We start from the raw sequence: 19,724 nt of genomic DNA, 5'->3' as shown, positions 1-19,724 counted from the left end.
GATATTTCTCACCCAAAGAAGGCACGCGGTTTTCTTTGGGTGTCAAATATCCCCGCCGGAGGCCTCGCGCCGCAGGCGCGACCCTATTGCGAGCCGAACAACGGGACGGTCGAGATCGAGAGCTTGGCCGAGCCGTCGGTCAGTTCGGCGGCATGGGCGAGGTAGATCAGCGTCTGGTTCTTCTCGTCGAAGATCCGTTTGACCCTGAGGGACTTGAGGATGATCGACCGCGAGGTGCGGAACACGTCCTCGCCGTCGGCAGAGCGGTCGATGTCGCCGAGGGTGATGGGCCCGGTCTGGCGGCAGGCGATCGAGGCGTTCGACGGATCCTCGAACCAGTTGCCCTTGGACAGACGGTCGATCAGGCCGCGTTCGAAATAGGCGATGTGGCAGGTTACGCCCTGCACCTTGGGGTCCTGGACCGCCTCTATGATGATGTCGTTGCCGACCCAGTCCACGCCAACCTCGCCGACCTGTTCGGCGGCGAGGGGCGTGGCGAGGCCGATCAGGCAGGTCAGCGCAGCGCAGATGCGATTCATGTCGAGGTCCGTCAGATCAGAAGGTGACGACTCCGTGGTCGCCGGCGTCGGGAGTGTCGCCGGTGAGGCGCGCCTTCGCAATCTCGTAGAGGAAGCCCGCGCCGGAGGCGGTGGCCCAGACCTCGGCGCTGGCGGGTTGCAACCGCACGAGGCGTACATCGTCGTCACGGCGCCCGTCCTCGAACCAGGCGGAGGCGACGACGCTCCAGAGTTCCTCGAGCTTCTCGGTGTCGTTCACCTCCATCACCCGGCCCTCGACGGTGGCGTAGAGATTGGCCTTGGGGTCGGCGACCTGCAGCCGGGCCTCCGCCCCGGTGGCCGCGGCCCTGGCGACACTGGTATCTCTGGCCGTAATGAACCAGATCGCGTTGGCCTCCGCGTCGCCGTAGGGGGCCATCGGCACCGGGGTGTTCCCGGCGGTTTCCAGCATGCCGGCCTGAACATGGCCGATGCGGTTCCAGAACTCTGCTTTGAGGCTGTTGGTCATTTGATGTGCTCCTGAGTTCGGCTTCGGAAACTGAACGCCTGCCCCGGCCTGCGGTTCCGGCGGCGCCGCGCGATTTCGCGCCGCGCGCCCGCGCAGGGCCCTTGACCGGGGGCGGCGGCGGTCGTAGTATTTGAACACTTGTTCATTTACGGCGGGGAGGGCCGGGCATGTTCACCGCAACGATGCAATTCGATCTGGGCGAGGACGTGAACGCCCTGCGCGACATGGTCCATCGCTGGGCGCAGGACCGGGTCAGGCCGATGGCGGCCGAGATCGACCGCACCAACGCCTTCCCCAACGCGCTGTGGCGCGAGATGGGAGAACTGGGGATGCTGGGCATCACGGTTCCGGAGGAATACGGCGGCGCAGGGATGAGCTACCTTGCCCATACCGTCGCGGTGGAGGAGGTGGCGCGGGCCTCGGCCTCGGTATCGCTGTCCTATGGCGCCCACTCGAACCTTTGCGTCAACCAGATCAAGCTGAACGGCAACGAGGCCCAGAAGAAGAAGTACCTGCCGGGTCTCGTTTCGGGCGAACACGTGGGCGCGCTGGCGATGAGCGAGCCGGGCGCCGGGTCCGACGTGGTTTCGATGAAGCTCGCCGCCGAGAAACGCAACGATCACTATCGGCTGAACGGCAACAAGTACTGGATCACCAACGGCCCCGACGCCGACACGCTGGTGGTCTATGCCAAGACCGACCCGGAGGCGGGCAGCAAGGGCATCACCGCCTTCCTGATCGAGAAGTCGATGAAGGGTTTCTCCACCTCGAAGCATTTCGACAAGCTCGGGATGCGCGGGTCGAACACCGCCGAGCTGATCTTTGACGACGTGGAAGTGCCCTTCGAGAACGTGCTGGGCGAGGAGGGGCGCGGCGTCGCCGTGCTGATGTCCGGGCTCGACTATGAACGCGTGGTGCTGGCGGGCATCGGCCTCGGCATCATGGCCGCCTGCATGGACGAGATCATGCCCTACCTGAAGGAGCGCAAGCAGTTCGGGCAGAGCATCGGGAACTTCCAGCTGATGCAGGGCAAGATCGCCGACATGTATACGGCGATGAACTCGGCGCGCGCCTACGTCTACGAGGTGGCCAAGGCCTGCGACCGGGGCGACGTGACGCGCCAGGATGCGGCGGCCTGCTGTCTCTATGCCTCCGAGGAAGCTATGAAACAGGCGCACCAAGCGGTGCAAGCGATGGGCGGGGCGGGGTTCCTGAACGACGCGCCGGTGGCGCGCATCTTCCGTGACGCCAAGCTGATGGAGATCGGGGCAGGGACCTCGGAAATCCGTCGCATGCTGGTGGGCCGCGAGCTCATGGCGTCGATGTAGCCGGGCAAGAGGGCCCGCATGGACGAGGCTGTACCATGCGGGCCGTTGCGGCCGGGGACCTTGCGGCCCCCGGTGTCTTCAGGGAGGAGATCAGAAGCGGTGAACGTAGCTCACGCCGAGGGTGACCGGATCGATTTCGGCGGTGCCGATGGCGGTGCCGTTCAGCGTCGCGTCCGTGCTGATGTCCATGTAGCGGATGTTCATCCGCAGCGCGCCGCGTTCCGAGATCTGCCAGTCGGCGCCGATGCTGGCGGCAAGGCCAAAGCTGTCGTCCAGCTTGAGGTCGCCCAGCGGCGAGGATTCCTCGAAGAAGGTGGTGTAGTTCAGGCCGAGACCGACGAAGGGCTTGAAGTTGCCACGGGTCGGGAAGTGGTAGTTCACCGAGATGGTCGGCGGCAGCTGCTTGGTCGAGCCGGCAAAGGCGCCCCCGAGGCTGATGTCATGCTCGAAGGGTGTGGCGGCGAGGATCTCGATGCCGAGATTGTCGCGGATGAAGTATTCACCGGTCAGCGAGAGCTGGGTGCTGTCGTCGATGGTGGTCGCGGCACCGGCGACGCTGCCATTGTCCGACTTCGGATTGACGTTGATGATACCGATGCCAAGCGTCCAGTCCCCGCGGGACTGGGCGGCGGCGGGGCCCGCGAGGGCGGCCAGGGCAGCGGTGAGGGCCAGAGCTGCGGTCGAGCGTGTCATGGCGATATTCCTTTGTCTTCTGGTTACGCGCCCCTTTTGCGCCCGGCGGGGCCTGCGCACCCTGATCCAGATCAAGTGAGCGCCCTGTTACCCCTTGGGAATGCAGGCGTTTCTCGCATGGCCGCCATGCGCTGGCCGGAGGGCTGGGCATGAGCGCGCCCCGGGGCATTCCCGGTCTTGGCCCCGATGGCGGTTGGGCCATCCCTGCGCAGCTGAACATGGCGCGGCAGGCGCTGGATCATCCGGCGGAGGCCCTCGCGGTGATCGACCTCACCGGGGGAGCGCGGCGTGATGTGACCTTTGGCGCACTGTCGCAGATGGTCGACGGGCTGGCGCGGCGGCTGCTGGAGGAGGTGCGCCCGGGCGACCGTGTCGGCGTGTTGCTGAGCCAGTCGCCCTGGTGCGTGGCGGCCCATCTCGCGATCTGGAAGATCGGGGCGATCTCGGTGCCGCTCTTCAAGCTGTTCAAGCGCGACGCGCTGCAGAGCCGGGTCACCGACGCCGGGACGGCGCTGGTATTGACCGACGCGGAGGGCGCGGCGCTGCTGGGCGATCTGGCGCGGCCCCTGCTGGCGGCCGAGGCCGGGCGCGAGGGCGCGCGGGTGCCCTTTGCAGACACCGGTCCGGACGATCCGGCGATCATCATCTACACCAGCGGCACCACCGGCAGCCCCAAGGGCGCGCTGCACGGGCACCGGCTGCTGACCGGTCACCTGCCGGGCGTTTCCGTCAGCCACGATCACCTCGGCCAGCCCGGCGACTGCCTGTGGACTCCGGCGGACTGGGCGTGGATCGGCGGGCTCTTCGACATTGCCATGCCGGGGCTGGCGCTGGGCGTGCCGGTGGTCGCCGCACGAATGGAGAAATTCACCCCCGAGGGCTGCGCCGCGATTATCCAGGAGGGCGGAGTGAAGAATGTCTTCTTCCCGCCCACCGCGCTGCGGATGCTCAAGGCTGCCGACATGGCGCTGCCCGGCCTGCGCTCGGTCGCAAGCGGGGGAGAGCCGCTCGGGGCCGAGATGCTGGACTGGGGGCGGCGCGCCTTTGGCCTCGCCATCAACGAGTTCTACGGCCAGACCGAATGCAACATGGTCGCCTCCTCCTGCGGGGCCGACTTCCCGGCGCGGCCCGGCTGCATCGGGCGCCCCGTGCCGGGCCACCGGGTCGAGGTGATCGACGCCGCGGGCAACCCGACGCGCGCGGAGGGCGATATCGCGGTGCACCGCGGGTCCGCTTCGATGCTGCTGGCATACTGGAACCGTCCCGACGCGACCGCCGAGAAGTTCCGCAGCGACTGGCTGGTGATGGGCGACCGTGGGGTCTGGGAGGGCGACTACCTTCGCTTCGTGGGTCGCGAGGATGACGTCATCACCTCGGCGGGCTACCGCATCGGCCCCGCCGAGATCGAGGACTGCCTGCTCACCCACCCCGACGTGGCGACCGTCGGCGTCGTCGGCAAGCCCGATCCGCTGAGAACCGAGATCGTCAAGGCCTATGTGGTGCTGAAGCCGGGGGCCAAGAGAGACGCCGCCGCGCTGCAGGTCTGGGTCAAGGAGAGGCTCGCGGGCTATTCCTACCCGCGCGAAATCGCCTTTCTTGAGGCCCTGCCGATGACAGTGACGGGCAAGGTGATCCGGCGCGAGTTGAAGGCGCTGGCGGCGCAGGAGGACATCGGATGAGACGCTTGGCGCTGGCAGCTCTGTTGCTGATCGCAGGCGTAGGCGCCACCAGCCTGCGGGCGCAGGACGTCCGGGTGAACGAGGCGACGGTCCAGTCCTGTTTTGCCTACGCAGGCCCCGGAGACGTCGCCCCGGCCTGCCTCGGCGCGGCATCTAACGCGTGCCAGCAGACGAACGCTTCGACCCTTGGAATATCGCTGTGCCTCCAGGCCGAAACGGCGGTCTGGGACAGCCTGCTGAACCGGGAGTACCAGGCGCGCCAGTCGCAGTTTTCGGCGCAGGACCCTGCGGGCGGGATCGGCAACGCCCTGCGCGATGCCCAGCGGGCCTGGATCGCCTACCGAGACGCCGAATGCGGCCTCGCCTATGCACGCTGGCAGGATGGATCGATGCGCGTGATCGTCGCCGCCAACTGCCTCATGACCATGACGGCACAGCGGGCCATCGAACTTCGCGACATGAAGGGAAACTGAAATGAAACTGCAATCCCGGGCCATCCCCTCGTCCGAGGACTTCCAGACCAATATCTCGGCCCACCTGGCCGCGCTGGAGGACATCCGCTCCGCTGCCGACCATGCGGCTTCAGGCGGCGGGCAGAAGTCCCGCGACCGCCACGTGTCGCGCGGCAAGATGCTCCCGCGCGAGCGGGTGGCCAACCTGCTCGACCCGGGCACGCCCTTCCTCGAGATCGGCGCGACGGCGGCACACGGCATGTACGATGACGCCGCCCCCTGCGCCGGGGTCATCGCGGGGATCGGTCGGGTCGAGGGGCAGGAGGTCATGGTGGTCTGCAACGACGCCACCGTGAAGGGCGGCACCTACTACCCGATGACGGTCAAGAAGCACCTGCGCGCGCAGGAGATCGCCGAGGCCAACCATCTGCCCTGCGTCTACCTCGTGGACTCGGGCGGCGCGAACCTCCCCAACCAGGACGAGGTGTTCCCCGACCGCGACCACTTCGGGCGCATCTTCTTCAATCAGGCGAACATGAGCGCCAAGGGCATTCCTCAGATCGCCGTGGTCATGGGCTCCTGCACCGCCGGGGGGGCCTATGTGCCCGCCATGTCCGACGTGACCATCATCGTGAAGGAGCAGGGCACCATCTTCCTCGCCGGTCCGCCGCTGGTAAAGGCCGCGACAGGCGAGGTGGTCAGCGCCGAGGACCTCGGTGGCGGCGACGTCCACACGCGCCTTTCGGGCGTGGCCGATTACCTTGCCGAGGACGACAGCCATGCCCTCGCACTGGCCCGCCGCGCGGTCGCCGGGCTGAACCGCTCGAAACCCGCGACGGTGAACTGGGCCGCGCCCGAGGAGCCTGCCTATGACCCGGCAGAGATCCTCGGCGTGGTTCCGGCAGACCTGCGCACGCCCTACGACATCCGCGAAGTCATCGCCCGCGTGGTCGACGGCTCGCGCTTTGACGAGTTCAAGGCCCGCTTCGGCGAGACGCTGGTCTGCGGCTTTGCCCATGTAAAGGGCTGCCCGGTCGGGATCGTCGCCAACAACGGCGTGCTGTTCTCGGAATCCGCCCAGAAGGGCGCCCATTTCGTCGAGCTCTGCAGCCAGCGCAACATCCCGCTGGTCTTTCTGCAGAACATCACCGGCTTCATGGTCGGGCGGAAATACGAATCCGAGGGCATCGCCCGGCATGGCGCCAAGATGGTCACCGCCGTCGCCACCACCCGTGTGCCGAAGATCACCATGCTGGTCGGCGGGTCCTATGGCGCGGGCAACTACGGCATGTGCGGCCGCGCCTACGCGCCGCGCTTCCTCTGGACCTGGCCCAATTCGCGCATCTCGGTGATGGGCGGCGAACAGGCGGCGGGCGTGCTCGCCACCGTGCGGCGCGAGGGCATCGAGCGCGCGGGCGGCAGCTGGTCCGCCGAGGAGGAGGCCGAGTTCAAGCGCCCCACGCTCGAGATGTTCGCCGAGCAGTCGCACCCGCTCTACGCCTCCGCCCGGCTCTGGGACGACGGCATCATCGACCCGAGAAAGACGCGCGACGTTCTGGCCCTCTCGCTCAGCGCCGCGCTGAACGCTCCCATCGAAGAGACACGCTTCGGCGTGTTCCGGATGTAGCCATGTCCCTTGCGCGGATCGGCGATCTGACCCTGCGGGCCCGAAAGTACGAGTTCCCGGACGGGAGCGACTACTTCGATCGAAACTGGCTGAACATCTCGGTCACGCTGTCCGGCGGTGCAGAGCCGCTCTCCTATCAATGGCCCTGCCTGCTGACCACCGACCTCCGGCAGTTCCGCGACCGGCTCTCGGTCCTGCTTGCGGGCCTTGCGGACACGGCCTCGCTCGATTCCATGGAGCCCCACATCTACGTGGTGATGTCTCGCGCGGGGTCAGGTAGCTACAGCGCACAACTCAGCATCCGCGATCTCGCGGACCGCGAGCATCAGCGCTCGACCGATCTATCGCCCACCGACGTCCTCGCGCTACGGAACCAGCTGGACGAGATAATAGCGCTCTTTCCCGAGCGCGATGGCGGGGAGGTGTGATCTTGGACCTCCCTGTTCATCTTTTCTTCGAAAATACTCCCGGGGGGCTCCGGGGGGCAGGCGGCCCCCCGGTCCGGCACCAGACACAAAGGACAGACCCATGTTCGATACCATCCTGATCGCCAACCGCGGTGAGATCGCCTGCCGTGTCATCGAGACGGCGCGGGCCATGGGCGTGCGCACGGTCGCCGTCTATTCCGACGCCGATGCCGGGGCAAAGCACGTCCAGATGGCGGACCGGGCGGTGCATATCGGCGGCGCCGCACCCTCCGAGAGCTACCTGCGCGGCGATGTGATCGTCGCGGCAGCGCGGGCAACGGGGGCGCAGGCGATCCACCCGGGCTACGGCTTCCTCTCCGAGAACCCCGATTTCGTCGCCGCAGTCGAGGCGGCGGGGCTCACCTTCATCGGCCCTTCGGCCCGGGCGATCCGCGCCATGGGCCTGAAGGACGCCGCCAAGGCGCTGATGGAAAAGGCCGGGGTGCCGGTGGTTCCGGGCTATCACGGCGAAAACCAGGACCCGGAGTTCCTTGCGCGGCAGGCCGGGGAGATCGGCTATCCGGTTCTGATCAAGGCGGTGGCGGGCGGCGGCGGCAAGGGCATGCGTCTGGTCGAGCGGGCCGGAGATTTTGCCGATGCGCTGGTTTCGGCGCAGGGCGAGGCCCGGACGGCCTTTGGCAACCCGGCGGTCCTGATCGAGAAGTACGTGAGCAAGCCGCGCCATATCGAGCTTCAGGTGTTCGGCGACGGCGAGCGGGCCGTGCACCTCTTCGAGCGTGACTGCTCGCTGCAGCGCCGGCACCAGAAAGTGATCGAGGAAGCCCCGGCGCCCGGCATGACCGCCGAGATGCGCGCAGCGATGGGCGAGGCGGCAGTGCGCGCGGCCGAGGCCATCGGCTATCGCGGTGCGGGCACCATCGAATTCATCGTCGATGCCTCCGAGGGGCTCCGCCCCGACCGCTTCTGGTTCATGGAGATGAACACCCGTCTGCAGGTGGAACACCCGGTGAGCGAGGCGATCACCGGCGTTGACCTCGTGGAATGGCAGCTCCGGGTCGCGGCGGGGGAGGCGCTGCCGAAGACGCAGGAACAACTTGCCATCACCGGCCATGCCTTCGAGGCCCGCCTCTATGCCGAGGACGTACCGAAGGGCTTCCTGCCCGCGACAGGTCGGCTGACGCATCTGACCTTTCCCGAGGGCGTTCGCGCGGACAGCGGTGTGCGCGCCGGTGACACCATCAGCCCGTGGTACGACCCGATGATCGCCAAGGTCATCGTGCATGGGCCCACGCGCGCTGTGGCGCTGAAACGGCTGGCTCGGGCGCTGGCCGAGACCCGGGTGGGCGGCACCGTCACCAACCTTGCCTTTCTGGGCGCGCTGGCCGGGCACGAGGGCTTCGCGCGGGGCGATGTCGATACCGGGCTGATCGCGCGCGATCTCGACCAACTGGTGGTTCCGCCTGCACCGCGCCCGCTGCACCTCGTGGCGGCGGCGATGGCCGGGGCCGGGGTGGCCGAACCTGCCGAGAGCGCAGGCTTCTCCCTTTGGGCGCCGCTGCGCCGGACCATCACGCTGAACTGGCAGGACGAGACGGTGAACGCGGTGCTGATGGCCGAGGAGGAGAACCGTCAGCGCTGGGAAGTGGCGGAGCGCACCCTTGTGGCCGAGCGCGCCGGGAGACAGTGGCGGATCGACGGAGAGCCGATGCCCGCGACCGCCCGGGCCGGGAACCATGTCACCGTCTTCGACGACTACGGGCTGGAATTCACCCTCGTGAACCCGCTGGAGCGCGCGGCGGGCCGCAGCGGCGATGGAAACCTGATCGAGGCGCCGATGCCGGGTCTGGTCAAGTCGGTGCACGCCACCGTGGGCCAGAGCGTGTCCGAGGGCGACCGGCTGGCCGTTCTCGAAGCGATGAAGATGGAACACGCGCTTCTGGCCGAGCGCGACGGGGTCGTTGCCGAGGTGCTGGTGAGCGCCGGGTCTCAGGTCGAGGCCGGGGCCGCGCTGGTGCGTCTCGAGGCGGAGGAGACCTGAGCGATACCTGTGGTCAATCGGGTTCCTTTGAGTCTTTATGAAGGGCAGAAGCAGGGAGGACGTCATGCTGGGTTCGGTTGAGATCTTCGAGGTGGGGCCGCGCGACGGCCTGCAGAACGAAAAGCGCGAGATCCCGGTCTCGGAAAAGGTCGCGCTGGTGGATTGCCTGAGCCGCGCGGGGTTCTCGCGGATCGAATGCGCAAGCTTCGTCAGCCCCAAGTGGGTGCCGCAGATGGCGGGCAGCGCCGAGGTGCTGGCCGGGATCAAGAAGGCAGACGGCGTCCGCTACGCGGCGCTGACCCCGAACATGCGCGGCTACGAGGATGCGCTGGCGGCGGGGGCCGACGAGATCGCGGTATTCGCCTCGGCGAGCGAGGGGTTCAGCCGTGCCAACATCAACGCCTCCATCGCGGAATCGATCGAACGGTTCGAGCCGATCCTCGAGGCCGCGCGCCATATCGACCTGCCGGTCCGGGGCTATGTCTCCTGCGTGACCGACTGCCCCTATGACGGTGCGGTGGCCCCGGCACAGGTGGCCGCTGTCGCCGACCGGCTCTTCGCGCTCGGCTGCTACGAGATCTCTCTGGGCGACACGCTGGGGCAGGCGACCCCGGACAAGGTCGCCCGGATGCTGCTGGCAGTGCGCGACGTGGTGCCAGCCGGCCGGCTTGCCGGTCATTTCCACGACACCTCCGGGCGCGCCATCGACAATATCGACGCCGCGCTCGCCCTCGGGGTCCGGGTCTTCGACTCGGCTGTCGGCGGGCTGGGCGGCTGCCCCTATGCGCCGGGTGCGGCGGGCAACGTGGCCACCGAGGCCGTAGCCGCGCATCTCGAGCGGCTGGGGTACAAGACGGGGCTGGACCTCGACGTGGTGAACGAGGCGGCGGCGATGGCCCGCGCCATGCGGACGGCGTGAGGCAAGGCATGTACGAAACGATTACGGTTGAAACCGACGCCCGTGGCGTCGCCACCCTGACTCTGAACCGCGCCGACAAGCACAACGCGATGTCGGCGCAGATGATCGCCGAACTGACCGAGGCCGCGGCTCGTATCGCGGCGGACCGGACGGTGCGCGTGGTCATCCTGACCGGGGCAGGGGCCTCCTTCTGCGCCGGAGGAGATCTCAAGTGGATGCAGGCCCAGATGGCGGCCGACCCCGAGACCCGCTATGCCGAGGCGCGCAAGCTGGCCGAGATGCTCTTTGCCATGAACACCCTGCCGCAGCCGGTGATCGGCGCGATCCAGGGCAATGCCTTTGGCGGCGGGCTGGGCCTGATCAGCATCTGCGACGTGGCCATCGGGGTCGAAACGCTGAAGCTCGGCTTTACCGAGACCCGTCTTGGCCTGATCCCGGCCACCATCAGCCCCTACTGCCTGGCCCGCATGGGCGAGGCGATGGCGCGGCGCGTCTTCATGTCGGCCCGCCTGTTCGGCGCGGCAGAGGCGGTAACGCTTGGCCTGCTGGCGCAGGCGGTCCCGGCCGAGGCGCTGGCAGAAGCCATCGAGGCCGAGGTGAAGCCCTACCTTGCCTGCGCGCCGAGCGCGGTGGCCGCCTCCAAGCGGCTGGCCCGCGACATGGGCACCGTCATCGACGACGCGGTGATCGACCGGACCATTCGCGCCCTCGTCACCCAGTGGGAGACCGAGGAGGCGAAGGCGGGCGTTGCCGCTTTCTTCGACAAGCGCAAGGCCCCCTGGATCCAGGAGTGAGTCGCCCCGGCCGGGCGGCTCGGGCGGTCAGCATCTGTTAATACTTTGAACACAATCTCATTCTGCGGGGATTCCGCGGCGAAACCTGTTGTCCGGCCCCGTTGACCCTCCCTTTCGACGGGGCTAGAGAGAGGAACAAGTCAACACGCCACTTGACGGCGCGCCCCACCGATCACGCGTCGCGGGGGCCTGCGCAGCAAAAGGAGCCACTCGTGGAAGAGATGTTGCGGGAATACCTCCCAATTCTGGTGTTTTTGGCCGTTGCAATCGCGTTGGGCGTTATCCTGATCGTTGCGGCAGTGGTCATCGCGGTGCGTAATCCGGACCCCGAGAAGGTTTCGGCCTACGAATGCGGGTTCAACGCCTTCGACGATGCGCGGATGAAGTTCGACGTCCGATTCTACCTCGTGTCGATCCTCTTCATCATCTTCGATCTCGAGATCGCCTTCCTGTTCCCCTGGGCCGTGGCCTTCAAGGACGTGAGCATGGTCGGCTTCTGGTCGATGATGGTGTTCCTCGCCGTGCTGACCATCGGCTTTGCCTATGAATGGAAGAAGGGGGCTCTCGAATGGGAGTGAGCACCGCAGTAAACAGTGCCGGCGCCGACAAGGAAGTCGCCACCCAGGCCCTGAACAAGGAACTGCAGGACAAGGGTTTCCTGCTGACCTCGACCGAGGACCTGATCAACTGGGCGCGCACCGGCTCGCTGCACTGGATGACCTTCGGCCTCGCCTGCTGCGCGGTCGAGATGATGCACACCTCCATGCCCCGCTACGACGCCGAGCGTTTCGGCATCGCCCCGCGCGCCTCTCCGCGCCAGTCTGACGTGATGATCGTCGCCGGCACGCTGACCAACAAGATGGCCCCGGCGCTGCGCAAGGTCTACGACCAGATGCCCGAGCCGCGTTACGTGATCTCGATGGGCTCCTGCGCCAACGGCGGCGGCTACTATCACTATTCCTATTCCGTTGTGCGCGGCTGTGACCGGATCGTGCCGGTCGACATCTACGTGCCCGGCTGCCCCCCGACCGCAGAAGCGCTGCTCTACGGCCTGATGCAGCTGCAACGGAAGATCCGCCGCACGGGGACTATCACACGATGAGCGAAGCGCTGAATGAACTCGGGACCCATATCGAGCTGAAGCGGCCCGATTGCGTCCTGTCGTGGGACGTGAGCCACGGCGAGCTGAATATCGACGTGACGCCCGCGAACATCGTCGGTTTCGTCGAGTTCCTGACCGCCGACTCGAGCTGCCGGTTCTCGTCGCTGGTCGACATCACCGCGGTGGACTACCCCGAACGCGCCAAGCGCTTCGATGTCGTCTATCACTTCCTGTCGATGTACCAGAACCAGCGCATCCGCCTGCGGGTGTCGATCCGCGAGGACGAGATCGTTCCCTCGATCATCGAGATCCACCCCTCGGCCAACTGGTTCGAGCGCGAGACCTACGACATGTTCGGGATCCTGTTCTCGGGTCACCCGGACCTGCGCCGAATCCTGACCGACTACGGGTTCCGGGGGCATCCGCTGCGCAAGGACTTCCCGACCACCGGCTATACCGAGGTCCGTTACGACGAGGCCGAGAAGCGCGTGGTCTATGAACCGGTGAGCCTGGTGCAGGAATACCGGCAGTTCGATTTCATGTCGCCGTGGGAGGGTGCCGAGTACATCCTGCCGGGTGACGAGCGGTCCTGAAGGGACGGGTGGCTTAGGCAGCTATGGACGCAGTTCGCACATCAGCCGCACCCGTCGCGGGTGAAGCCGATCACCGGCTCTCCAACGTGGAGACGGTGGTGGTCTGCATCGGTGCGCAGAAGGCGTCCACGACATGGCTGCACCAGCTGCTGGAGAGCCGGCCCGACGCGGCCCGGTCCCGGTTCAAGGAAATCGAGTACTGGTGGGAAGACGCCATCTTTCACGGGCGGGTCACCCCGATGACCCGCGTCAAGCAGGTGAGCGAACTGACCGTCGTGCGCGATTACGTCTCGGCCATGCTGTCGGGCGGCCCGAAAGGGATGTACCGGTTCTGGAAGAGCGACAGCTATCGCCGCTACCGCGAAAAGATGCGGACGGCCCCCTCGCTCGACGACTACATCAGCGTTCTGCTGCCCGACCCTTCGCGCCAGTACGGCGTGGCGATGGACTTCTCGCCCAACTACGCGCTGCTGACGCAGGAGTCGTTCCGCGACATGTACCGGTTCTTCGGGGACAAGCTGCGCGTGGTCCTGATCATGCGCGAGCCGGTCGAGCGCATCTGGTCGATGGCCAAGCATTATGCCCGCAACTCCGCAGCCAACCTCGAAGAGGGCAGGGTGCAGGACGAGTTTCGGAAAATCGTGGAAAAGCCGTCGGACATCGGCTATTCGCGCAGCCGGTACGAGCTGACGGCCCAGCAACTGGAAGAGGCGATTCCGCCGGAGCAGGTCCTCTACCTGTTCCACGAGTCGATCCGCTCTCCGGAAGAGATGGAGCGGCTCAGGGTTTTCCTCGGGTTCGAGACACTCGAAGCCGAAACGCTCTCGAAAGCGGTGAACGTGTCCGAGACGAAGCAGGTGCCACCGCCGGCACTGGTTGAGATGGCGCGACGCCAGCTGGAGCCGACCTACGAGTGGGCCCAGAGGCGTTTCGGTGGGCGTCTGCCCGACAAATGGCGCGTTTCCGCGCCCACAAGAACATGAACGGATTGGAGAGCATGATGGACGGCTCCAAAGGTTTCGAAGACGCCCTGACAGGCGAGCAGAAGATCCGCAACTTCAACATCAACTTCGGTCCGCAACACCCTGCGGCGCACGGCGTTCTTCGCCTCGTGCTGGAACTGGACGGCGAGATCGTCGAGCGTTGCGACCCGCACATCGGCCTGCTGCACCGTGGCACCGAGAAGCTGATGGAAAGCCGGACCTACCTGCAGAACCTGCCTTACTTCGACCGCCTCGACTACGTGGCGCCGATGAACCAGGAACATGCCTGGTGCCTCGCCATCGAGAAGCTGCTCAAGCTGGAGGTTCCGCGTCGCGCCCAGCTGATCCGGGTGCTCTACTCCGAGATCGGCCGCGTGTTGAACCACCTGCTGAACGTGACCACGCAGGCCATGGACGTGGGGGCGCTGACGCCGCCGCTCTGGGGCTTCGAGGAACGCGAAGACCTGATGATCTTCTATGAACGCGCCTGCGGCGCGCGTCTGCACGCGGCCTACTTCCGGCCCGGTGGCGTTCATCAGGATCTGCCTGACGAACTGCTCGACGATATCGAGGAGTGGGCGATCCGCTTCCCGCAGAAGCTGGACGACATCGACGGCCTGCTGACCGAGAACCGCATCTTCAAGCAGCGCAACGTCGACATCGGCATCGTGAGCGAGAAGGAAATCCAGGAATGGGGCTTCTCCGGCGTCATGGTGCGCGGGTCCGGCCTAGCCTGGGACCTGCGGCGCGCGCAGCCCTATGAGTGCTACGACGAGTTCGACTTCCAGATCCCGGTGGGCAAGAACGGCGACTGCTACGACCGCTACCTCGTCCGCATGGAAGAGATGCGCCAGTCGACCTCGATCATCCGCCAGGCGATCGTGAAACTGCGCGAAGCCACCGGCGACGTGCTGGCCCGCGGCAAGACCACACCGCCGAAACGGTCTGACATGAAGACCTCGATGGAATCCCTGATCCATCACTTCAAGCTCTACACCGAGGGTTTCCACGTCCCGGCGGGCGAGGTCTATGCCGCCGTCGAGGCGCCCAAGGGCGAATTCGGCGTCTACCTCGTGGCCGACGGATCGAACAAGCCCTACCGCGCCAAGATCCGGGCTCCCGGTTACCTGCACCTGCAGGCGATGGACCACGTCGCCAAGGGCCACCAGCTGGCCGATGTCGCGGCCATCATCGGGACCCTCGACATCGTGTTCGGCGAGGTCGACCGTTGACCGGCGGCGCGCCGGACAGGACTGATGCTACCGCCGGTGCCACGGGCACCGGCGCCCCGAATAGAAAGACGATCTAGATGCTCCGCCGTCTCCACCACGAACAGCCCGAAAGCTTTGCCTTCACCCCGGCCAACATGGCCTGGGCGGAAAAGCAGATCTCGAAGTACCCCGCCGGGCGTGAAGCCTCGGCGATCATCCCGCTGCTGTGGCGGGCGCAGGAGCAGGAAGGCTGGCTGAGCCAGCCCGCCATCGAGGCCGTGGCCGAGATGCTGGGCATGGCCTATATCCGCGCCCTCGAGGTCGCCACCTTCTACTTCATGTTCCAGCTACAACCGGTTGGCAGCATTGCGAACATCCAGATCTGCGGCACCACGACCTGCATGATCTGCGGCTCGGGCGACCTGATCGAGGTCTGCAAGTCCAAGATCGCTCCCAAACCGCATCAGGTCTCGGCTGACGGCAAGTTCTCGTGGGAAGAGGTCGAATGCCTCGGGGCCTGCGCCAACGCGCCGATGGCCCAGATCGGCAAGGACTACTACGAGGACCTGACCGGCGCGCGCCTGTCCGAGATCATCGACGAACTCTCCTCCGGCAAGGTACCGGTGCCGGGCCCGCAGAACGGCCGCTATTCGTCCGAACCGCTCAGCGGTCTGACCTCGCTGACCGAGTACGACAGCGGGCGGACCCAGTACAACGCCTCGGTGCAGCGCGCCGTGGACGTCGGCGAGACGGTCAAGCGCATCGACGGGACCGAGGTTCCGCTGGTCGCGCCCTGGACCGATCAGGGCGGCCGCCCGCACGGCGAGTCGGCCGTGGTGGAGGCCACCATCGCCCCGACCGCGCCCAAGGCCGGTGCCAACGAGGCGAAGCCCTCCAAGGCCAAGCCCGCGGACGAGACCGGTGTGACGGTGCAGGAGGCCAAGGCAACCTCGGCCGCCAAGCCCGTATCGGCGGACGAGCCGGAAGCGGGTGAAAAGCCCGAACTGCTGAACGCGCCGCGCGCGGGCAAGGCGGATGACCTCAAGATGATCAAGGGCGTCGGTCCCAAGCTCGAAGGCGTACTGCACGACATCGGCGTCTATCACTTCGACCAGATCGCGGCCTGGACCCCGGCGGAAGTCGCCTGGGCCGACCAGAACCTCGTCGGCTTCAAGGGCCGTGTCAGCCGCGATGGCTGGGTCGAGCAGGCCAAGCTTCTGGCCACGGGCGGGGAGACCGAATTCTCCAAGCGGGCCAAGGACGAAGGTATCTACGAAGACTGAACTCACTGAACGGCAAGGGGGCACGGAACACGCATGACGACGGCAACGGAACAGGAAGACTGCGCCAAACGCTGCTGGCTTATCGGCCTGGCGGTGGCGGTGGTTCTTGCGCTGCTGCTGATGCTGTTCGGCGTCGGGTTCCTGATGTCGCTGTTCATCGGCATCCTGGCCTTCGTGGCCGTGGGCGAAGCGCTGCTTTACTTCTGGTGCCGCGAGGCGCCGGTGGTGACACGCGCCCCGGCCGCGCCCGTCGCGGCCCCGGTTGAATCACAGCCCATGGTCGAGGCCAAGCCCGCGCCGGAGGCAAAGGTTGAGCCGGAGGCAAAGGCCGAGCCTGCGACTGTGCAGAGTGACGTGGAGACGCCCGCCGCTGCGGTGGTGAAGGCGACGACCGCGCTGCCGGGACAGGCCGAACTCGCCGAGCGCAAGGGCAGCTGGAAGTACGAGGGCGGGGCAGCCGTGCCGGCCGCAGCCGCAGCCGAGGGCAGGGCACCCGGTGCCGTCGACGCCGCACGCGGCGGCAAGGCGGACAACCTCAAGAAGATCAAGGGCGTCGGTCCCAAGCTCGAAGGCGTGCTGAACGGGGTCGGGGTCTATCACTTCGACCAGATCGCAGCCTGGAGCGAGGCCGACGTGGCCTGGGCAGACGAGAACCTCGTTGGCTTCAAGGGCCGGGTCAGCCGTGACGACTGGGTGGCCCAGGCGAAGATCCTCGCCAGTGGCGGCGAGACCGAGTTTTCCAAGCGGACGAAACCGTGAGGGGACCGCAGACAGAAATGGGCGCGAACAGGGACAAGTCCAACAGGGCACGGCAGCGGGTGGCGCTGCTGATTGCCGGGATGGGTCTTCTCTGGCTCGCCGCGAATGCAGCCGGGTCCTACCTGGGCTGGTCCGACCGGACCCTCGCCCTGTTCGACCTGATCGCGCTGGCCGGGTTCGGCTTTGCGCTGTGGCAGACGATCAACATCTGGCGCGACCGCCAGAACGACAAGGGTTAGGCAGATGCTGAAAGACCAGGACCGGATCTTTACCAACCTCTACGGGATGCACGACCGGACGCTGAAAGGCGCCCAGGCGCGCGGCCATTGGGACGGGACCGCCGGTATCATCCAGAAGGGCCGGGACTGGATCATCCAGCAGATGAAGGACAGCGGCCTGCGCGGTCGTGGCGGCGCGGGCTTCCCCACCGGCCTCAAGTGGTCCTTCATGCCCAAGGAAAGCGACGGGCGTCCGCATTACCTTGTCGTCAACGCCGACGAATCCGAACCCGCGACCTGCAAGGACCGCGAGATCATGCGCCACGATCCGCACACGCTGATCGAAGGCTGCCTGATCGCCTCCTTCGCGATGGGCGCGCACGCGGCCTACATCTACATCCGCGGCGAATACATCCGCGAGAAAGAGGCGCTGCAGGCCGCCATCGACGAATGCTATGACGCCGGCCTGCTGGGCAAGAACGCCGCCAAGTCGGGCTGGGATTTCGACCTCTACCTGCACCACGGGGCCGGGGCCTATATCTGCGGCGAGGAAACCGCGCTGCTGGAAAGCCTCGAAGGCCGCAAGGGAATGCCCCGGATGAAGCCGCCGTTTCCGGCGGGCGCGGGCCTCTACGGCTGCCCGACCACGGTGAACAACGTCGAATCCATCGCCGTCTGCCCGACCATCCTGCGCCGTGGCCCCGAGTGGTTCTCGTCCTTCGGCCGTCCGAACAACGCGGGCACCAAGCTGATGGCGCTGACCGGCCACGTGAACACGCCCTGCGTCTTTGAAGAAGAGATGAGCCTCTCGGTCCGCGAGATCATCGAAAAGCACGGCGGCGGCATCCGTGGCGGCTGGGACAACCTCAAGGCCATCATCCCCGGCGGCGCGTCCTGCCCGGTGCTGCCCAAGGACAAGCTGGAAGACGCGATCTTCGACTTCGACTGGATGCGCCAGAACCAGTCTTCGTTCGGAACCGGCTGCATGATCGTGATGGACAACTCCGTCGACGTCATCAAGGCCGTGTGGCGCCTCTCGGCCTTCTTCAAGCACGAGAGCTGCGGCCAGTGCACACCTTGCCGTGAAGGCACCGGCTGGATGATGCGCGTGATGGACCGTCTGGTCACCGGCGAGGCGGAGGTCGAGGAGATCGACATGCTGCTCGACGTGACCAAGCAGGTTGAAGGCCACACCATCTGCGCGCTCGGCGACGCGGCGGCATGGCCGATCCAGGGCCTGATCCGTCACTTCCGCGACGAGATCGAGGACCGCATCAAGGCCAAGCGCACCGGCCGCGTCAGCGCGGTGGCGGCGGAGTAAGCCTTGCGGATTCTCGCCTTCATACCCCTCGCGGCGCTGCTGGCCGCCTGCGTGGCAACCCCGCGCATGGACGACCCGCGCGCCGCCGCGATGATCTCGATGGACGGGCCGCAGCATTATGCGGACCGCAACGTCGTGCGCGAACTCGCGGTGAACTGCGCGCGGTATCGCTATGACGAGGAACTCGCCACGGCGATGACGCAGGAACGCATCAGGCAGGGGCGCCAGACCCTGATCCAGGTGCAGGGCGCCACCGATCTCGAAACCGATCTGCAGCGCCGGTCGCTGGCAGCCCGGTATGGCAGCGCGGACTACTGGAACCTCGACCCCTGCGCGGTGCTCGATGACGAAACCGCGCGGCAGACGCCGCGCAGCGTACTTGTGGTTAGGAGGGGATGAGCATGACCATGCATATCAGATCGACGGCGCTGGTCGCCGGGCTTGCCGTTGCCCTGACCGCCCTGGGCGGGTGCAGCACCTTCCAGGACAAGGAAAACCGTATCCTGTTCGACGGGATCAACTTCCGGACCAAGTCCAAGCGGATCGACGACGACTGGTCGCGGTTCACCGTGACGGTGCCGAATGTCTCGCGCTCGCTCACCGGTGCGCTGGAGGCAGGCGACTACGAGGGCACGCGCTATTGCGTGACCAACTTCGGCACCTCGCGCATCAAGTGGACGGTCGGGCCCGATACTCCGCCGCAGCAGCTGCCGATCAACAAGGACGACCTGACCCTGAGCGGGGAATGCAATCCGTGACCCTGTCTTGGCATATCCCCGCCACCGGCGCGGGCCTGCTATTGCATGACAGGTCGGCGGCATGGCCAGATCTGCGCTCCTGGAAGGAGTGTCTTGATATGAATAAACTGGTTACCACCCTGCTGGCCGCCGCCACCGGCGCGCTGACCCTTGCGACTCCCGCCGCCGCCCGGCCGGCGCTGCGGGACGTGCCCGAGATCGAGAACGGGTTGTTCGCCGTCGCCATCGCGGACGAGATCCGCGATCACTGCGACAGCATCAGCGCCCGTCTGATGCGCGCCATAGGCGTGCTCCAGCGGCTCAAGTCCCGCGCCAATGCGCTCGGCTACTCCGATGCGGAGATCCGGGCCTACATCGAATCCGATGCGGAAAAGGCCCGTATGCGTGCCAAGGGCGAGGCCTTCCTCTCCCAGAACGGCGTGCGCTATGGGCAACCGGAAACATTCTGCGCATTTGGCCGCAGTGAAATACAGAAAAACAGCGCCATCGGCGCGCTGCTGAGGGCGAATTAG

General features: G+C 66.6%; 23 protein-coding genes. 20 read left to right on the top strand and 3 right to left on the bottom strand.

Annotated elements, in window-relative coordinates; genetic code table 11:
* Window positions 1-83: 83 nt before the first annotated feature.
* Entirely contained in the window at window positions 84-539 is a 456-nt protein-coding gene (locus tag DDT93_RS18865) for a CreA family protein (RefSeq protein ID WP_109467426.1), read from the bottom strand.
* A 16-nt stretch (window positions 540-555) separates the two neighbouring features.
* On the bottom strand, window positions 556-1,026 hold the full coding sequence (locus DDT93_RS18860; RefSeq protein WP_109467425.1) for a pyridoxamine 5'-phosphate oxidase family protein: 471 nt from the start codon (window positions 1,024-1,026) through the stop codon (window positions 556-558).
* Between the two features lie 167 nt (window positions 1,027-1,193).
* On the opposite strand from DDT93_RS18860, the gene DDT93_RS18855 reads away from it, so the two are divergent.
* Window positions 1,194-2,354 carry an isovaleryl-CoA dehydrogenase gene (locus DDT93_RS18855; protein WP_109467424.1) on the top strand — a complete coding sequence of 387 codons (1,161 nt, stop codon included), beginning with the start codon at window positions 1,194-1,196 and terminating at the stop codon, window positions 2,352-2,354.
* A 90-nt stretch (window positions 2,355-2,444) separates the two neighbouring features.
* Here the strand turns inward: DDT93_RS18855 and DDT93_RS18850 are convergent, their stop codons facing one another.
* Complete coding sequence (locus tag DDT93_RS18850; protein ID WP_109467423.1) at window positions 2,445-3,047, bottom strand: OmpW/AlkL family protein; 603 nt, start codon at window positions 3,045-3,047, stop codon at window positions 2,445-2,447.
* 149 nt (window positions 3,048-3,196) lie between these two features.
* Between DDT93_RS18850 and DDT93_RS18845 the strand changes: the two genes are divergently transcribed.
* From DDT93_RS18845 to DDT93_RS18755, 19 genes are all read left to right on the top strand, one after another.
* Window positions 3,197-4,726 (top strand): AMP-binding protein, encoded by a 1,530-nt coding sequence (locus DDT93_RS18845; protein WP_109467422.1) that lies wholly within the window; start codon window positions 3,197-3,199, stop codon window positions 4,724-4,726.
* Entirely contained in the window at window positions 4,723-5,199 is a 477-nt protein-coding gene (locus tag DDT93_RS18840) for a lysozyme inhibitor LprI family protein (protein WP_109467421.1), read from the top strand. The genes DDT93_RS18845 and DDT93_RS18840 overlap by 4 nt, the downstream gene beginning before the upstream one ends.
* A 1-nt stretch (window position 5,200) precedes the next feature.
* Entirely contained in the window at window positions 5,201-6,805 is a 1,605-nt protein-coding gene (locus DDT93_RS18835) for a carboxyl transferase domain-containing protein (protein ID WP_109467420.1), read from the top strand.
* Between the two features lie 2 nt (window positions 6,806-6,807).
* Complete coding sequence (locus DDT93_RS18830; protein ID WP_109467419.1) at window positions 6,808-7,233, top strand: WapI family immunity protein; 426 nt, start codon at window positions 6,808-6,810, stop codon at window positions 7,231-7,233.
* A 100-nt stretch (window positions 7,234-7,333) separates the two neighbouring features.
* On the top strand, window positions 7,334-9,271 hold the full coding sequence (locus tag DDT93_RS18825) for an acetyl/propionyl/methylcrotonyl-CoA carboxylase subunit alpha (RefSeq protein ID WP_109467418.1): 1,938 nt from the start codon (window positions 7,334-7,336) through the stop codon (window positions 9,269-9,271).
* Window positions 9,272-9,335: 64 nt separating this feature from the next.
* The gene (locus DDT93_RS18820; RefSeq protein ID WP_109467417.1) at window positions 9,336-10,190 is read left to right on the top strand and encodes a hydroxymethylglutaryl-CoA lyase; all 855 of its coding nucleotides are present in this window, start codon (window positions 9,336-9,338) and stop codon (window positions 10,188-10,190) included.
* 8 nt (window positions 10,191-10,198) lie between these two features.
* A complete protein-coding gene (locus DDT93_RS18815) occupies window positions 10,199-10,984 on the top strand; it encodes a crotonase/enoyl-CoA hydratase family protein (RefSeq protein WP_109467416.1) in 786 nt (261 codons plus the stop codon).
* 212 nt (window positions 10,985-11,196) lie between these two features.
* A complete protein-coding gene (locus DDT93_RS18810) occupies window positions 11,197-11,562 on the top strand; it encodes an NADH-quinone oxidoreductase subunit A (protein WP_109467415.1) in 366 nt (121 codons plus the stop codon).
* Window positions 11,553-12,086 (top strand): NuoB/complex I 20 kDa subunit family protein, encoded by a 534-nt coding sequence (locus DDT93_RS18805; protein ID WP_109467414.1) that lies wholly within the window; start codon window positions 11,553-11,555, stop codon window positions 12,084-12,086. Before DDT93_RS18810 ends, DDT93_RS18805 begins: the two co-directional genes overlap by 10 nt.
* Complete coding sequence (locus tag DDT93_RS18800; protein WP_109467413.1) at window positions 12,083-12,679, top strand: NADH-quinone oxidoreductase subunit C; 597 nt, start codon at window positions 12,083-12,085, stop codon at window positions 12,677-12,679. The genes DDT93_RS18805 and DDT93_RS18800 overlap by 4 nt, the downstream gene beginning before the upstream one ends.
* A 23-nt stretch (window positions 12,680-12,702) precedes the next feature.
* The gene (locus DDT93_RS18795; RefSeq protein ID WP_109467412.1) at window positions 12,703-13,662 is read left to right on the top strand and encodes a sulfotransferase; all 960 of its coding nucleotides are present in this window, start codon (window positions 12,703-12,705) and stop codon (window positions 13,660-13,662) included.
* A gap of 17 nt (window positions 13,663-13,679) precedes the next feature.
* Window positions 13,680-14,894 carry an NADH-quinone oxidoreductase subunit D gene (locus tag DDT93_RS18790; protein ID WP_109467562.1) on the top strand — a complete coding sequence of 405 codons (1,215 nt, stop codon included), beginning with the start codon at window positions 13,680-13,682 and terminating at the stop codon, window positions 14,892-14,894.
* 77 nt (window positions 14,895-14,971) lie between these two features.
* Entirely contained in the window at window positions 14,972-16,156 is a 1,185-nt protein-coding gene (locus tag DDT93_RS18785; protein WP_109467411.1) for an NADH-quinone oxidoreductase subunit E, read from the top strand.
* 33 nt (window positions 16,157-16,189) lie between these two features.
* Window positions 16,190-16,915 carry an endonuclease gene (locus tag DDT93_RS18780; RefSeq protein WP_109467410.1) on the top strand — a complete coding sequence of 242 codons (726 nt, stop codon included), beginning with the start codon at window positions 16,190-16,192 and terminating at the stop codon, window positions 16,913-16,915.
* A 17-nt stretch (window positions 16,916-16,932) separates the two neighbouring features.
* Complete coding sequence (locus DDT93_RS18775) at window positions 16,933-17,154, top strand: DUF5337 domain-containing protein (RefSeq protein WP_109467409.1); 222 nt, start codon at window positions 16,933-16,935, stop codon at window positions 17,152-17,154.
* Window positions 17,155-17,158: 4 nt separating this feature from the next.
* A complete protein-coding gene (gene nuoF, locus DDT93_RS18770; protein WP_109467408.1) occupies window positions 17,159-18,454 on the top strand; it encodes an NADH-quinone oxidoreductase subunit NuoF in 1,296 nt (431 codons plus the stop codon).
* Between the two features lie 3 nt (window positions 18,455-18,457).
* Complete coding sequence (locus DDT93_RS18765; protein WP_109467407.1) at window positions 18,458-18,853, top strand: hypothetical protein; 396 nt, start codon at window positions 18,458-18,460, stop codon at window positions 18,851-18,853.
* A gap of 2 nt (window positions 18,854-18,855) precedes the next feature.
* Complete coding sequence (locus DDT93_RS18760) at window positions 18,856-19,212, top strand: hypothetical protein (protein WP_232825504.1); 357 nt, start codon at window positions 18,856-18,858, stop codon at window positions 19,210-19,212.
* Between the two features lie 98 nt (window positions 19,213-19,310).
* Window positions 19,311-19,724, top strand: a complete 414-nt coding sequence (locus DDT93_RS18755; protein ID WP_109467406.1) for a DUF5333 domain-containing protein — start codon at window positions 19,311-19,313, stop codon at window positions 19,722-19,724.

This window comes from Albibacillus kandeliae (assembly GCF_003116585.1).
GTDB classification, from domain to species: Bacteria; Pseudomonadota; Alphaproteobacteria; order Rhodobacterales; family Rhodobacteraceae; genus Albibacillus; species Albibacillus kandeliae.
Note: the sequence above shows the minus strand (reverse complement) of the source record. Positions and strands in the feature narration are given on the sequence as shown.

Excerpts from the sequence above, each read along its gene's own strand:
- DDT93_RS18805 (WP_109467414.1), top strand. The coding sequence starts at position 11,553 with ATGGGAGTGAGCACCGCAGTAAACAGTGCCGGCGCCGACAAGGAAGTC.
- DDT93_RS18835 (WP_109467420.1), top strand. The coding sequence starts at position 5,201 with ATGAAACTGCAATCCCGGGCCATCCCCTCGTCCGAGGACTTCCAGACC.
- DDT93_RS18820 (WP_109467417.1), top strand. The coding sequence starts at position 9,336 with ATGCTGGGTTCGGTTGAGATCTTCGAGGTGGGGCCGCGCGACGGCCTG.
- DDT93_RS18790 (WP_109467562.1), top strand. The coding sequence starts at position 13,680 with ATGGACGGCTCCAAAGGTTTCGAAGACGCCCTGACAGGCGAGCAGAAG.
- DDT93_RS18775 (WP_109467409.1), top strand. The coding sequence starts at position 16,933 with ATGGGCGCGAACAGGGACAAGTCCAACAGGGCACGGCAGCGGGTGGCG.
- DDT93_RS18785 (WP_109467411.1), top strand. The coding sequence starts at position 14,972 with ATGCTCCGCCGTCTCCACCACGAACAGCCCGAAAGCTTTGCCTTCACC.
- DDT93_RS18795 (WP_109467412.1), top strand. The coding sequence starts at position 12,703 with ATGGACGCAGTTCGCACATCAGCCGCACCCGTCGCGGGTGAAGCCGAT.
- DDT93_RS18825 (WP_109467418.1), top strand. The coding sequence starts at position 7,334 with ATGTTCGATACCATCCTGATCGCCAACCGCGGTGAGATCGCCTGCCGT.
- DDT93_RS18780 (WP_109467410.1), top strand. The coding sequence starts at position 16,190 with ATGACGACGGCAACGGAACAGGAAGACTGCGCCAAACGCTGCTGGCTT.
- DDT93_RS18760 (WP_232825504.1), top strand. The coding sequence starts at position 18,856 with ATGACCATGCATATCAGATCGACGGCGCTGGTCGCCGGGCTTGCCGTT.
- DDT93_RS18815 (WP_109467416.1), top strand. The coding sequence starts at position 10,199 with ATGTACGAAACGATTACGGTTGAAACCGACGCCCGTGGCGTCGCCACC.
- DDT93_RS18845 (WP_109467422.1), top strand. The coding sequence starts at position 3,197 with ATGAGCGCGCCCCGGGGCATTCCCGGTCTTGGCCCCGATGGCGGTTGG.
- DDT93_RS18800 (WP_109467413.1), top strand. The coding sequence starts at position 12,083 with ATGAGCGAAGCGCTGAATGAACTCGGGACCCATATCGAGCTGAAGCGG.
- DDT93_RS18840 (WP_109467421.1), top strand. The coding sequence starts at position 4,723 with ATGAGACGCTTGGCGCTGGCAGCTCTGTTGCTGATCGCAGGCGTAGGC.
- DDT93_RS18755 (WP_109467406.1), top strand. The coding sequence starts at position 19,311 with ATGAATAAACTGGTTACCACCCTGCTGGCCGCCGCCACCGGCGCGCTG.
- DDT93_RS18830 (WP_109467419.1), top strand. The coding sequence starts at position 6,808 with ATGTCCCTTGCGCGGATCGGCGATCTGACCCTGCGGGCCCGAAAGTAC.
- DDT93_RS18865 (WP_109467426.1), bottom strand. The coding sequence starts at position 539 with ATGAATCGCATCTGCGCTGCGCTGACCTGCCTGATCGGCCTCGCCACG.
- nuoF (WP_109467408.1), top strand. The coding sequence starts at position 17,159 with ATGCTGAAAGACCAGGACCGGATCTTTACCAACCTCTACGGGATGCAC.
- DDT93_RS18850 (WP_109467423.1), bottom strand. The coding sequence starts at position 3,047 with ATGACACGCTCGACCGCAGCTCTGGCCCTCACCGCTGCCCTGGCCGCC.
- DDT93_RS18855 (WP_109467424.1), top strand. The coding sequence starts at position 1,194 with ATGTTCACCGCAACGATGCAATTCGATCTGGGCGAGGACGTGAACGCC.
- DDT93_RS18860 (WP_109467425.1), bottom strand. The coding sequence starts at position 1,026 with ATGACCAACAGCCTCAAAGCAGAGTTCTGGAACCGCATCGGCCATGTT.